Source organism: Streptomyces sp. NPDC007856, from assembly GCF_042868225.1.
Lineage (GTDB): Bacteria > Actinomycetota > Actinomycetes > Streptomycetales > Streptomycetaceae > Streptomyces.
On sequence record NZ_JBIAEC010000029.1, the window covers coordinates 52,964 to 68,840 of the forward strand.

At 73.9% G+C, this 15,877-nt stretch carries 1 protein-coding gene; it reads left to right on the top strand.

All coding sequences use genetic code 11. The features are described from left to right. Window positions 1-29 precede the first annotated feature (29 nt). Window positions 30-15,877: SDR family NAD(P)-dependent oxidoreductase (locus ACFYOH_RS40300; protein WP_388636228.1), on the top strand; the 15,848-nt coding region annotated here is incomplete at its 3' end.

Genomic DNA, 15,877 nt, shown 5'->3' on the forward strand with positions numbered 1-15,877 from the left:
TGACGAGAAGCATGGGTGAGGTTTTTCCAATGGCGGATGCGGATCAGGACAAGATCCTCGACTACCTCAAGCGGGTAACGGCCGATCTGCACCAGACACGGCAACGCCTTCGCGAGGTCGAGTCGCGGGAACCCGAGCCGATTGCGATCGTTGCCATGAGCTGCAGGTTCCCCGGAGGCGTCGAGTCTCCGGAGGACCTGTGGCAGCTCGTGGCCTCCGGCGGCGACGCGATATCCGGGTTCCCGACCGACCGCGGCTGGGACATCGAGTCGCTCTACGACGAGGACCCCGACCAGCAGGGCACCAGCTACACCCGTGAGGGCGGTTTCCTCACCGACGCCGGACGTTTCGACGCGGCGTTCTTCGGCATCAGCCCGCGCGAGACTCTGGGCATGGACCCGCAGCAGCGATTGCTGCTGGAGACCGCCTGGGAGGCGTTCGAGCGGGCCGGGATCGACCCGGGGACCCTGCGCGGCAGCCGGGCCGGCGTGTTCATCGGCACCAACGGCCAGACGTACCCGGAGATCCTGCAGCAGGTGCCCAAGGGCGTCGAGGGCTACCTGATGACGGGCAACGCGGCCAGCGTCGTCTCCGGCCGGCTGTCCTACACCTTCGGCCTGGAAGGCCCGGCGGTCACCGTCGACACCGCCTGCTCCGCCTCGCTCGTCGCCCTGCACCTGGCCGTCCAGGCGCTGCGCAACGGCGAGTGCACCCTCGCCGTGACCGGTGGCGTGACCGTCATGGCCAGCCCCCGCTCGTTCGTCCAGTTCAGCCGGCAGCGCGGCCTCGCCCCCGACGGACGCTGCAAGCCGTTCGCCGAGGGCGCCGACGGCACCGGCTGGGGCGAGGGCGTCGGCGTACTCCTGGTGGAGCGGCTCTCGGACGCCCGGAAGAACGGCCACCCCGTGCTGGCGGTGGTCCGCGGCTCGGCGATCAACCAGGACGGCGCGAGCAACGGACTGACCGCACCCAACGGTCCGTCCCAGCAGCGCGTCATCCGCCAGGCGCTGACCAACGCCGGGCTGACCCCCGCCCAGGTCGACGCGGTCGAGGCACACGGCACGGGCACCACCCTGGGCGACCCGATCGAGGCCCAGGCCCTGATCGCCACCTACGGACAGAACCGGCCCGAGGGCCGGCCGCTGTGGCTCGGCTCGATCAAGTCCAACATCGGCCACACCCAGGCCGCCGCCGGCGTCGCCGGAATCATCAAGATGGTGAAGGCGATCGAGCATGGAGTGCTCCCGCCGACCCTGCACGTCGACCAGCCGTCCGCCAACGTCGACTGGACGGCCGGACAGGTCGCGCTGCTGACCGAGGCACAGCCGTGGCCGCAGACCGGCCAGCCGCGCCGCGCGGGCGTCTCCTCCTTCGGCGTCAGCGGCACCAACGCGCACACCGTCATCGAGCAGGCACCCGCCGAGGACACCGCGGCCGGCGCCGTCGGGAACGCCTCCACGGACGCCGTCGAGGACACCGCCACGGCCGGGGCGCCGTCCGCGCCCGGCGCCCGCCGGCAGCCCCTGCCGCTGCTGCTGTCCGCCCGCAGTGCCGAGGCGCTGCCCGCCCAGGCCGAACGGCTCCACCGGCGCGCGGCGGACGACACCGGGCTGGACCTGCTGGACCTCGGCCACTCGCTCGCGACCACCCGCGCCGCCCTCGACCATCGCACGGTCCTCTTCAGCGAGAACCGCGAGGCCCTCCTGCACGACCTGAGCACCCTGGCCGCCGGTGACATGCCGCCTGGTGCTGTCCAGGGCGTCACAGACGAGGGCAAGGTGGCGTTCCTGTTCTCGGGTCAGGGCAGCCAGCGCGCGGGCATGGGCCGTGAGCTGTACGAGACGTATCCGGCGTTCGCCGAGGCCCTGGACCAGGTCTTCGCGCGGTTCGAACTTCCCCTGCGTGATGCGATGTTCGGCGACGGCACCGAGCTGCTCGACCGGACGGCGTACACGCAGCCCGCGTTGTTCGCTGTGGAGGTGGCGCTGTTCCGGCTCCTCGAATCGTGGGGCATCAGGCCGGACTTCGTCTCCGGTCACTCGATCGGCGAGATCGCGGCGGCGCATTGTGCGGGTGTGCTGTCGCTGGAGGACGCCTGCACCCTGGTCGCGGCGCGTGGCCGGCTGATGCAGGAGCTGCCGTCCGGTGGTGCGATGGTGGCGGTGCAGGCGAGCGAGGACGAGGTCACCGCGTACCTGACCGCCCGGGTGAGCATCGCCGCGGTCAACGGCCCCGCTTCGGTGGTTGTCGCCGGTGACGAGGACGCCGTACTGGAGATCGCCGCCCGCTTCGAGGAACAGGGCCGCAAGACCAAGCGCCTGACGGTCAGCCATGCGTTCCACTCGCCGCACATGGACGGCATGCTGGAAGCGTTCCGCGAGGTTGCGGAGCGTGTCACGTTCCATCCCCCGGTCATTCCGGTCGTCTCCAACCTCATCGGTGCCTCGCTGTCCGCCGAGGAGATGTGCGCGCCCGATTACTGGGTGCGGCACGTGCGCGAGGCGGTCCGCTTCCTCGACGGCGTGCGGTACCTGGAGGAGCAGGACGTCACCGTCTACCTGGAGCTCGGGCCGGGCGGTGTGCTGACCGCCATGGCACAGGACTGCGTGACGCGCGAGGGCGCCGCCTTCGCCCCCACCCTGCGCAAGGACCGCCCCGAGCCGCAGGCGCTGGCGACCGCCGTGGCCGAGGCACACGTCCGGGGCACGCGCGTGGACTGGGCCGCGGTCTTCGCCGGTCGCGGCGCCCGCCGCGTCGAACTGCCCACGTACGCCTTCCAGCGCGAGCTGTACTGGCCGGAACCGCCGGCCTCCTGGGTGGGCGACGTCACCTCCGCCGGACTCGGCGCCGCCGACCATCCGCTGCTCGGCGCGACGGTCGCCCTCGCCGACGCCGACGGGCTGCTGTTCACCGGCCGCCTCTCGCTGCGCACCCACCCCTGGCTGGCCGACCACGCCGTCATGGACACCGTGCTGCTCCCGGGAACCGCCTTCGTGGAGCTCGCGCTGCGCGCCGGCGACCACGTGGGCTGCGACCTGCTGGAGGAACTCACCCTCGAAGCCCCCCTGGTGCTGCCGCCACACGGCGGCGTCCAGCTGCAGCTCGCGGTCGGGGCGCCGGACGAGACCGGCCGCCGCCGGCTGACCCTGCACTCGCGGCCGGAGGACGGCGACGACCCCTGGGCCGAGACCACCTGGACCCGGCACGCCACCGGTGTGCTCACCCAGGACACCACGGCCGCCCCCGACGACCTCGCCCAGTGGCCCCCGAGCGGCGCCACCGAGGTGCAGATCGACGGACTCTACGACCACCTCACCGACTCCGGATTCGCCTACGGGCCGGTCTTCCAGGGCCTGAAGGCCGCCTGGCAGAGCGGCGACGAGGTCTTCGCCGAGGTCCGTCTTCCCGAGCAGGCCCGGCAGGACGCCGCGCTGTTCGGTATCCACCCGGCCCTGCTGGACGCCGCCCTGCACGCCGTCGGCATCGGCAGCCTGCTGACGGAGACCGAACACGGCAGGCTGCCCTTCTCCTGGGGCGGCATCCGCCTTCATGCGGTGGGGGCTGCGTCCCTGCGCGTCCGCCTGTCGCCGGCCGGACGCGACACCGTCGCCGTCACCCTCGCCGACGACAGCGGCACTCCGGTGGCCTCCATCGACTCGCTGCTGCTGCGCCCCGTCTCGCCCGACCAGGTCCGCTCCCACGCCGCGCGCGGCACCTTCCACGACGCGCTGTTCCGCGCAGAGTGGAGCGACGCGCGGCTGCCCACCACGACAACCGTGGCAGCCGGCCAGTGGGCGCTGCTCCACACCGACGGCTCCGCGCCCGGCACGGACGCCGACACCGGCAACGGACTCCTCGCCGGGCTCGCCCAGGCGCTGCCGACCGCCGTCACCCACCCGGGCCTGACCGCGCTCGGCCGGGCCCTGGACGCCGGGGCGCCGCTGCCCGAGGCCGTCGTGGTGCCCTTCACGACCGGCACCACCGAACCGGTGCCCGCCGCCCCCGAGTCGCTGCCGGCCGCGGTCCGCGCCGCGCTGCACCGCGCCCTCGACCTGGTGCAGACGTGGCTCGCCGACGACCGCTTCACCGACTCCCGACTGGTCTTCGTCACCCGCGGCGCGATCGCCGCCCAGCCCGGCAGCGACGTGCCCGACCTCGCGCACGCACCGCTGTGGGGCCTGCTGCGCTCGGCCCAGTCCGAGCACCCGGACCGCTTCGTACTCGTCGACCTCGACGACACGGAAGCGTCCCGACTGGCCCTGCCCTCCGCCCTGGCCATGGAAGAACCCCAACTGGCCCTGAGGGACGGGTCCGTGACGGTGCCACGGCTCGCCCGGGTCGCCGCCGACCCCGCGCACATCGCCCCCGCCCTGGACCCGGACGGCACCGCACTGGTGACCGGCGCCACCGGCACCCTCGGCGCCCTCGTCGCCCGCCACCTCGTCACCGGACACGGCGTACGGCACCTGCTGCTGACCAGCCGCCGCGGCCCCGACGCCGAGGGTGCCGCGGACCTCGTGGCCGGGCTGCGGGAACTGGGCGCCGAGGTCACGCTGGCCGCCTGCGACGCGGCCGACCGCACCGCCCTGGCGGAGCTGCTGGCCGGCGTCCCCGCCGACCACCCGCTGACGGCCGTCGTGCACACCGCCGGCGTGCTCGACGACGGCGTCGTCGACTCCCTCACCCCGGACCGCATCGACCGGGTCCTGCCCGCCAAGGTCGACGCGGCGCTCAACCTGCACGACCTCACCCGCGACCTGGACCTGTCGGCGTTCGTGCTGTTCTCCGCCGCCGCGGGCACCCTCGGCGGCCCCGGCCAGAGCAACTACGCGGCCGCCAACGCCTTCCTCGACGCCTTCGCCCAGCGCCGCCGCGCCGAGGGCCGCCCGGCGACCGCCCTCGCCTGGGGCCTGTGGGCCGAACGCAGCGGCATGACCAGCGGCCTCGACGACACCGACCTGCAGCGCATCACCCGTGCCGGAGTCGCCGCACTCTCCTCCGACGAGGGCCTGGCACTGCTCGACACCGCCCTCGCGGTGGGCGAAGCGTCGCTCGTACCGATGCACCTGGACCTGGCCTCCCTGCGCGACGCCGACCCCGCGGCCGTGCCCGCCATGCTGCGCGGCCTGGTCCGCACCCCGGCGCGTCGCGTCGTGAGCGCCACGGGCGCCACCGCCGTCGGGGGGCTCACGGAGCGGCTGCTCGCCCTCGCCCCCGCAGAACGCGACCGCCTGCTGACCGACCTGGTGTGCGCCCAGGTCGCCGCCGTCCTGGGATACCCGGGGCCGGAAGCGGTCGATGCGAGCCGGGCGTTCAAGGAGCTCGGCTTCGACTCGCTGACGGCGGTGGAGCTGCGCAACCGGCTCGGCACGGCCACCGGCGTCCGCCTGCCGGCCACCCTGGTCTTCGACTACCCGACGCCCGTCGCCCTCGCCTCCTTCCTGCGCACCGAGATCCTCGGCCCGGACGCCGACAGCGCGGCCCGCGGTGCGGCGGTGGCCGCCGCCGCGGACGACGACCCGATCGTGATCGTCGGCATGAGCTGCCGTTACCCCGGTGGCGTCAGCACGCCCGAAGACCTGTGGCGGCTGGTCCTGGACGGCGGTGACGCCGTCTCCGCGTTCCCCACCGACCGCGGCTGGGACCTCGACGCGCTCTACAGCGACGACCCGGAACGCGCGGGCACCAGCTACACCCGTGAGGGCGGCTTCCTGCACAACGCCGCCGACTTCGATCCGGACTTCTTCGGTATCAACCCGCGGGAAGCCCTCGCCATGGATCCGCAGCAGCGGCTGCTGCTGGAGACCGCCTGGGAGGCCTTCGAGCGGGCCGGGATCGACCCGGCCTCGGTGCGCGGCAGCCGGACCGGCGTCTTCGCCGGCGTGATGTACCACGACTACCTCACCCGCCTGCCCGCCGTCCCGGCGGGGCTGGAGGGCTATCTGGGCACCGGCACCGCGGGCAGCGTCGCCTCCGGGCGAGTCGCCTACACCCTCGGCCTGGAAGGTCCCGCGGTCACCATCGACACGGCCTGCTCGTCGTCGCTGGTCGCCCTGCACCTGGCCGCGCAGGCGCTGCGCACCGGCGAGTGCACGCTCGCCCTGGCCGGCGGCGTCACCGTCATGGCCGCGCCCGACACGTTCGTCGACTTCAGCCGCCAGCGCGGCCTCGCGTCCGACGGCCGCTGCAAGTCCTTCTCCGACGACGCCGACGGCACCGGCTGGTCGGAGGGCGCCGGCATGCTCCTGGTCGAGCGGCTCTCCGACGCCCGCCGCAACGGCCACCCCGTGCTCGCGATCGTGCGCGGTACGGCGGTGAACCAGGACGGCGCGAGCAACGGCCTGACCGCGCCCAACGGCCCGTCCCAGCAGCGCGTCATCCGGCAGGCACTGGCCAACGCCCGGCTGTCGGCCGCGGAGGTCGACGCGGTGGAGGCGCACGGCACCGGTACGACCCTGGGCGACCCGATCGAGGCGCAGGCACTGCTCGCCACCTACGGGCAGGAACACGCCGAGGACCGGCCGCTGTGGCTCGGTTCCATCAAGTCCAACCTGGGCCACACCCAGGCCGCCGCGGGTGTCGCCGGGATCATCAAGATGGTCATGGCGATGCGGCACGGCGTCCTGCCGCGGACCCTGCACGTGGCCACCCCTTCGACACACGTGGAGTGGTCGGCGGGCGCCGTGGAGCTGCTGACCGAGAGCCGGGAATGGCCGGAGAACGACCGGGCCCGCCGGGCCGCGGTCTCCTCCTTCGGCGTGAGCGGCACCAACGCCCACGCGATCATCGAGCAGCCTTCCGAGGCGGACACCGCCGAGCGGACACAGGACGACCTCGTACCGCTGCCCGTGGTGCCGTGGGCGCTGTCGGGCCGGACCGAGGAGGCGCTGCGGGCGCAGGCGCGGCGGTTGCTTGACCGTGTCGCGGGGGATGCCGGTGTCGAACCGGTTGATGTGGCGTATTCGTTGGCGACGACGCGGGCTGCTCTGGAGCGGCGTGCGGTGGTCGTGGCGGGTGGCCGTGACGGTCTGCTGGCGGGGCTTGGGGCTCTGGCCGAGGGGCGCGGTGCGGCGGCCGGCCTGGTGACCGGGTCGGTGGTGGCGGGCAAGTCGGCGTTCTTGTTCACCGGGCAGGGCAGTCAGCGGCTCGGCATGGGCCGGGAGCTGTACGACGCCTACCCCGTGTTCGCCCAAGTCCTGGACGAGGTCTTCGCACGATTCGAACTGCCGCTGCAGGAGGCGGTGTTCGGCGATGACGCTCAGCTGCTCAACCAGACCGCTTACACGCAGCCCGCCCTGTTCGCGATCGAGGTGGCGCTGTTCCGCCTCCTCGAATCGTGGGGCATCCGGCCGGACTTCGTCTCCGGTCACTCCATCGGTGAGATCGCTGCCGCCCATTGCGCGGGTGTGCTGTCTCTGGAGGACGCCTGCACCCTGGTGGCCGCGCGTGGCCGGCTGATGCAGGAGCTGCCGTCCGGTGGTGCGATGGTGGCGGTGCAGGCTGCCGAGGACGAGGTCACGCCGTACCTGTCGGACGCGGTGAGCATCGCGGCGGTCAACGGTCCGGCCTCCGTGGTGGTTGCTGGTGACGAGGACGTCGTACTGGGGATCGCCGCCGCCTTCGAGGAGCAGGGCCGGAAGATCAAGCGTCTGACGGTCAGTCACGCGTTCCATTCGCCGCACATGGACGGGATGCTGGAGGCGTTCCGGGAGGTTGCCGAGGGTCTGTCGTACGAGGCTCCGCGCATCCCGGTCGTCTCGAACCTCACCGGCGCTCTCGCGACCGCGGAGGAGATCACCGACCCCGGCTTCTGGGTCCGCCATGTGCGTGAGGCGGTCCGTTTCCACGACGGCATCCGCACGCTCGAAGCCCAGAACGTCACCACGTTCGTCGAGCTCGGCCCGGACGGTGTCCTGTCGGCGATGGCGCAGGACTGCGTCACAGGCGACGGTGACCACGCCTTCGTGCCGACCCTCCGGGCGAACCGTCCCGAGGCCGAGGCGCTGACCACGGTCCTCGCGCAGGCCCATATCCGGGGCATCGGGGTGGACTGGCAGGCGTACTACGGCGGCACTGGTGCCCGGCGTGTCGATCTGCCCACCTACGCGTTCCAGCACCGGCGTTTCTGGCTGGAGGCGCCGGCGGGCTGGGTGGGTGATGTGGTGTCGGCCGGGTTGGAGGCGGCTGGGCATCCGTTGCTGGGTGCGGCGGTGGCGCTGGCCGATTCCGACGGGTTGTTGTTCACGGGTCGGTTGTCCCTGGACACGCAGCCGTGGCTGGCGGATCACGCGGTGATGGGTGCGGTGCTGCTGCCGGGTACGGCGTTCGTGGAGCTGGCGATCCGGGCGGGGGACCAGGTCGGCTGTGACCGGCTGGAGGAGCTGACGCTGGAGGCGCCGCTGGTGCTGCCCGAGCGGGGTGCCGTACAACTGCAGCTGGTGGTCGGCGCGCCGGACGACGACGGACGGCGGCCGGTGGACCTGTACGCGCGGCCGCAGGACGCGCCGGCGGACCAGCCGTGGACGCGCCACGCCGGCGGCCTGCTGGCCGTCTCCGGCGCCCAGCGGTCCTCCGTCGACCTTTCCGCATGGCCTCCGGCGGGCGCCGAAGCCGTTGACGTCACGGGCCTGTACGAACACCTCTCCGCAGGCGGATTCGGCTACGGGCCGGTCTTCCAGGGGCTGCGGGCGGCCTGGCGGCGCGGGGACGAGGTCTTCGCCGAGGTCCGGCTGCCGGAGGACCGGCAGTCCGACGCCGGACTGTTCGGCCTGCACCCGGCACTGCTCGACGCCGCGCTGCACGCCACCTTCGTGCAGGACGGCGGCGACGGACAGGGCCGTCTCCCGTTCTCCTGGCGGGACGTGTCCCTCCATGCCGTCGGCGCGGGCGCGCTGCGGGTCCGGCTCGCCCCGGCGGGCGCCGACGCGGTGACGCTGGAACTGGCGGACATGAACGGCGAGCCGGTGGCCTCCGTCGCCGGCCTGACCCTGCGCCCGGTCTCCGCCGACCAGCTGGCCGGTGCCCGCTCCGGGCACCACGAGTCGCTCTTCCGCCTGGACTGGGCCACGGTGCCGCTGCCCGAGGCGGCGCCCGAAGCCACGGAGCACTGTGCCGTACTGGGCGACTCCGCGCTGCCGCTGCCGTACGCCGCTTACGCGGACCTGACCGCGCTGCGGGCGGCGGCCGACGCGGGCACCGCCGTCGCCGAGTACGTCCTCGTGCCCATGGGCGGATCCGCCGCCGATGACACGGCCGGTGCCGCGCGCCGGACCACCCATGAGACGCTGAGCCTGGTCCAGGCGTGGCTCGAGGACGAGCGGTTCGCCTCGTCCCGCCTGGTGTTCGTGACCCACGGGGCGGTGGCGACGCAGTCCGACGCCGACGTGCGGGACGTGGCGCACGCCCCGGTGTGGGGTCTGGTCCGCTCGGCGCAGTCGGAGAATCCCGACCGCTTCGTCCTGGCGGACCTCGACACCGAGGCGGGATCGTACGAGGCGCTGCCCGGCGCCCTCGCGTCCGGGGAGCCGCAGTTCGCGGTGCGGCGCGGCACGGTCCACGCACCACGGCTGGCGAGGGTGGCGTCCGGCGGAAACCTGGTGCCCCCTGCCGGGGAGCCCGCCTGGCGGATGGACATCCGGGACAAGGGCACCCTGGAGAACCTGACGTTCGTCCCGTGCCCGGAGGCGTCCGGGCCGCTGCGTCCGGGCGAGGTCCGGGTCGCGGTCCGGGCGGCCGGCCTGAACTTCCGCGATGTGCTCAACGCCCTCGGCATGTACCCGGGCGACGCCGGCCTGATGGGCAGCGAGGGCGCCGGTGTCGTCGTGGAGACCGGCCCCGGAGTCACCGATCTCGCCCCCGGCGACCGGGTCATGGGCATGCTGCCCGGTGGCTTCGGTCCGCTCGTGGTGGCCGACCGGCGGATGATCGCGCCCATGCCCGAGGGCTGGACGTTCGCGGAGGCGGCGGCCGTGCCGATCGTCTTCATGACGGCGTACTACGCCCTGCGTGACCTCGCCGGCCTCCAGCCGGGGGAGTCGCTGCTGGTGCACGCCGCCGCGGGCGGTGTGGGCATGGCCGCCGTGCAGCTGGCCCGGCACTGGGGCGTCGAGGTGTACGCCACGGCGAGCGAGGGCAAGTGGGAGACGCTGCGCGGCCTCGGGCTGACCGAGGACCGGATCGCCTCGTCCCGCACCCTGGACTTCGAGGAGACGTTCCGCGAGGCCACCGGTGGCCGCGGCGTCGATGTCGTCCTGGACTCGCTGGCCCGGGAGTTCGTCGACGCGTCACTGCGGCTGCTGCCGCGCGGCGGCCGCTTCGTCGAGATGGGCAAGACCGACGTACGGACGCCCGAGGAGGTGGCCGCCGCCCATCCCGGGGTGTCCTACCAGGCCTTCGACCTCGTCGAGGCGGGCCTTGACCGCATCCAGGAAATGCTCACCGAGCTGCTGGAGCTGTTCGCCGCCGGCGCGCTCACCCCGCCGCCGATCACCGCCTGGGACCTGCGGCGGGCGCCCGACGCCTTCCGCCACCTGAGTCAGGCGCGGCACGTCGGCAAGGTCGTCCTGACCGTTCCCGCCGAGTGGGACCCGGACGGCACCGTGCTGATCACCGGAGGCACCGGGACCCTGGGCGGTCTCGTCGCCCGGCACGCGGTCACCGCACGCGGTGCCCGTCACCTGCTCCTGACCAGCCGGCGCGGCATGGATGCGCCGGGCGCCGCGGAACTGGCCGCCGAACTGGCGGAACTGGGCGCTGAGGTCACCGTCGCCGCGTGCGACGCGGCCGACCGTGACGCGCTGTCCGCGCTGCTGGCCGGCATCCCGGCGGCACACCCGCTCACCGCCGTCGTGCACACCGCGGGCGTGCTCGACGACGGTGTCGTCGGATCGCTGAGCCCGGAAAGGCTCGACCGCGTCATGCGGCCCAAGGTCGACGCGGCGGTCAACCTGCACGAGCTCACCCGTGAGCTGGAGCCTGCGGAGTTCGTGCTGTTCTCCTCGGCCGCCGGCACCTTCGGCGGGGCCGGGCAGGCCAACTACGCGGCCGCCAACGTCTTCCTGGACGCCCTCGCCCAGCACCGCCAGGCCCGGGGACTGCCCGCCACCTCCCTCGCCTGGGGCCTGTGGGCCGAGTCGAGTGGCATGACCGGCGAGCTGGACGAGACCGACAAGTCCCGCATGACCCGCTCCGGCGTGCTCGGCCTGGCGAACGACGAGGGCCTCGCCCTCCTCGACGCCGCCCACCGGGCCGGTGACGCCCTGCTGGTCCCCATGCGGCTCGATCTCGCGCCGCTGCGGCACGCCGACGCGAGCAGCGTGCCCGCGCTGCTGCGGGGCCTCGTGCGCGCACCGGCACGCCGGGCGGTCGAGGCCGGCGGTACCACGGCCGGTTCCTCGCTCAAGGAGCGGCTGCTGCGGCTGCCCGAGGCGGAGCGGGACCAGGCCCTGCTCGACCTCGTGCGCAGCCAGGTGGCCGCCGTACTCGGGCACGCCTCGCCCGAAGCGGTCGAGCCCACCCGGGCGTTCAAGGACCTCGGGTTCGACTCGCTGACCGGCGTGGAATTCCGCAACCGCCTCGGCGCGGCCGCCGGGCTGCGGCTGCCGGCCACGCTGGTCTTCGACTACCCGACGCCCACCTCGCTGGGTGCCTGGCTGCGCGGTGAACTCCTCGGCGCCGAGGCCGCGAGCGCCCTGCCCACCCGGGCCGCCACCGCCGCCGCGCAGGACGACCCGATCGCCATCGTCGCGATGAGCTGCCGGTTCCCCGGCGACGTGCGCAGCCCCGAGGACCTGTGGACCCTGCTCGCCGAGGGCCGGGACGGCATCTCCCACCTGCCCGTGGACCGCGGCTGGGACCTGGAGGGCCTCTACGACCCCGACCCGGACAGCGCCGGAACGTCGTACGCCCGCGAAGGCGGCTTCTTCTACGACGCCCACCACTTCGACCCCGCCTTCTTCGGGATCAATCCGCGTGAGGCACTGGCGATGGACCCGCAGCAGCGGCTGCTGCTCGAAACCTCCTGGGAGGCGTTCGAGCGGGCAGGCATCGACCCGGCGACGCTGCGTGGCGGCCAGGTCGGCGTGTTCGTCGGCCAGATGCACAACGACTACGTGTCCCGGCTGAACAGGGTGCCCGAAGGCGTCGAGGGCTACCTGGGCACGGGCGGATCCAGCAGCATCGCCTCCGGCCGTGTCTCCTACACCTTCGGTTTCGAGGGACCGGCGGTCACCGTCGACACGGCGTGCTCCTCGTCGCTGGTCGCCCTGCACCTGGCCGTTCAGGCACTGCGCAACGGCGAATGCACCCTGGCCCTGGCCGGCGGTGTCACCATCATCACCACGCCGGACGTGTTCACCGAGTTCAGCCGCCAGCGCGGCCTGGCCGCCGACGGCCGCTGCAAGCCCTTCGCCGCCGCCGCCGACGGCACCGCGTGGGGCGAGGGTGTCGGCATGCTCCTCGTCGAACGGCTCTCGGACGCCGAGCGCAACGGCCACCGGGTGCTGGCGGTCGTCCGCGGCACGGCGGTGAACCAGGACGGCGCGAGCAACGGCCTGACCGCGCCCAACGGCCCCTCGCAGCAGCGCGTCATCCGGCAGGCCCTGGCCAACGCCGGGCTGTCCGCCGCCGACGTCGACGCGGTCGAGGCCCACGGCACCGGTACCACCCTGGGCGACCCGATCGAGGCCCAGGCGCTGCTGGCCACCTACGGCCGGGAGCGCCCCGCGGACCGCCCGCTGTGGCTGGGCTCCGTCAAGTCCAACTTCGGCCACACCCAGGCCGCCGCCGGCGTGGCCGGGATCATCAAGATGGTGATGGCGATGCGGCACGGTGTCCTGCCGCAGACGCTGCACGTGGACGCCCCCACCCCGCACGTCGACTGGTCGGCGGGCGCCGTGGAACTGCTCACCGAGGCCAGGCCGTGGCCGGAGACCGGGCGGGTGCGCCGCGCCGGTGTCTCCTCGTTCGGCATGAGCGGCACCAACGCCCACGCCATCGTCGAGCAGCCCCCGCAGCCCGCGGACGACAGCGCGGCGCACGACGCCGGACCGCTGCCGGCGGTGCCGCTGCCGCTGTCGGCGAAGTCCCCTGCCGCACTGCGCGCCCAGGCCGAGCGGCTCAGGGACCGTATGGCGGCCGGTCCGGACCTCTCACCCGCCGACGTCGGCTACTCCCTGGCCACCGGCCGCGCCCTCTTCGAGCACCGCGCGGTGGTCGTCGCGGCGGACCGGGACGAGGCCCTGCGCGGCCTGACGGCGCTGGCGGAGGACGGCACCACCACCCATGTGGTGCACGGCGCGGCCGGCGACGGCAAGGTGGCCTTCCTGTTCACCGGCCAGGGCAGCCAGCGGCTCGGCATGGGCCGGGAGCTCTACGCGGCCTACCCGGTCTTCCGGCAGGCCCTGGACGAGGTCTGCGCCCACTTCGAACTGCCGCTGAAGGACGTCCTGTTCGCCGGTGACCAGGCCCTGCTGGACGAGACCGCCCGCACCCAGCCCGCGCTGTTCGCGGTCGAGGTGGCACTGTTCCGGCTGGTCCGGTCGTGGGGCCTGGAGCCCGACGTGCTGGCCGGGCACTCCATCGGCGACCTGGCGGCGGCGCACTGTGCCGGTGTGCTGTCGCTGGCGGACGCCTGTGCCCTGGTCGCCGCGCGCGGCCGGCTGATGCAGGAACTCCCCGGCGGCGGTGCCATGGTGGCCGTGCAGGCCACGGAGGACGAGGTCACGCCCCTCCTCACCGAGGGCGTGAGCGTGGCCGCCGTCAACGGCCCCCGGTCCGTGGTGATCGCCGGCGACGAGGACGCTGTCACGGACATCGCCGCGTCCTTCGACCGGCAGGACCGCCGCACCAAGCGCCTCGCCGTCAGCCACGCCTTCCACTCCCCGCACATGGACCCGATGCTCGACGCCTTCCGCGAGGTCGCCGAGGGGCTGTCGTACCGCGCGCCGCGGATCCCGCTCGTCCCGGGCCTCACCGGCGCCCTCGCCTCCGCCGAGGAGATCACCGGCCCCGACTTCTGGGTACGGCACGCTCGCGAGACGGTCCGCTTCCACGACAGCGTCCGCACCCTGGACGCGCAGGGCGTCACCACCTACGTCGAACTCGGCCCGGACGGTGTGCTGTGCGCACTGGCCCAGGACTGTCTCACCCACGACGACGCCGTGTTCGTCCCCGCACTGCGCGAGGGACGCGCCGAGGCGTCGACGCTGACCACGGCCGTGGCCCAGGCGTTCGCCCGCGGGGCGGCCACCGACTGGACGGCGCTCTTCGACGGCAGCGGCGCACACCGCACCGACCTGCCGACCTATCCCTTCCAGCGGCAGCCGTTCTGGCTGGACGCCGGTTCCGCACAGGGCGACGTCTCGGCGGCCGGCCTGGGCCCCGCCGACCACCCGCTGCTGGGCGCCGCGGTGGAGCTGCCCGAATCGGGGGCGGTGGTGCTCACCGGCCGGCTGTCGCTGCGCACCCACCCCTGGCTCGCCGACCACGCCGTCCTGGGCACGGTCCTGCTGCCCGGCACCGCCTTCGTCGAACTGGCACTGCGCGCCGGCGACCAGGTCGGATGCGACCGCGTCGAGGAACTCACCCTGGAAACACCGCTGGTCGTACCGGAACACGGCGGAGTGCAGCTGCGCCTGACACTCGGCGACCCCGACGGCTCGGGCCACCGCACGCTCACCCTCCACTCGCGCCCCGAGGACGCGACGGGCGAATCCTGGTCCCGCCACGCCACCGGCGTCCTGGCCCAGGGCGGCCCCGCCCCGTCGTTCGACCTCTCCGTCTGGCCCCCCGAAGGCGCCCAGCCGGTCGAGGTGACGGGCCTGTACGACGGCCTGGCCGCATCCGGATTCGGCTACGGCCCCGTCTTCCGGGGGCTGATAGCCGCATGGCGCCGGGGCGAGGAGGTCTTCGCAGAGGTGCGCCTCCCCGAGGACGCCGCCACCGAAGGCGCCCGGTTCGTCCTCCACCCCGCCCTGCTCGACGCCGCGCTGCACCCCCTCGGGCTGGACGCTGCCGGCACCGGAGAGCCCGGGCGGCTGCCGTTCTCCTTCCGCGGCGTCACCGCCACGGCCGCGGGCGCGGACGCGCTCCGGGTACGGCTGCGGCCCTTGAGCAGCGGCGAGGTGACGCTGGAGATCGCCGACACGGTCGGCACCCCGGCCGCCGTCGTGGAGGGCCTCGCCCTGCGCACGGTCTCCCCGGAGCAGCTCGGCACGGCTCGCGACCCCCACCACGACGTGCTGTTCCGCGTCGACTGGGCACCGCTGACACCGGCTACCGCCGGCACGCCGGACGACGGTCCGTGGGCTGTACTCGGCGACGGTCCCGCCGGTCCGGAGCGGGCCGAGCGCCACACCGATCTGTCCGCGCTGATCAGGGCTGTGGAAGCGGGCGCACCCACACCGCACACGGTCCTGCTCGACCTGCCCGCCGGCATCACCGGGGACCTCCCCGCGACGGCACGGGCCGCCACCGCCCGCGCGCTGCACACCCTGCAGACCTGGCTCGCCGACGACCGCTTCGCCGACGCGCGTCTGGTCCTCGTCACCCACGGAGCGATCGGACCCGTGGCGGACGCGGACCCGCGGGACCTGGCGCACGCCCCGCTGTGGGGCCTGGTGCGCTCCGCCCAGTCCGAGAACCCCGGCCGGCTCGTCCTCGCCGACCTCGACGGCGCCGACACCTCCTGGCACGCGCTGACCACCGCACTGGCCACCGGGGAACCCCAACTCCTGATCCGCGACGGTGCGGTACGGGTGCCGCGGCTGGCCCGGACGGAGATCCCGGCGGAGGCGCCGGCTGTCGAATGGTCGTCGACGGGCACGGTGTTGGTGACGGGTGCTGGTGGTCAGTTGGGTGGGGTGTTCGCGCGGCATCT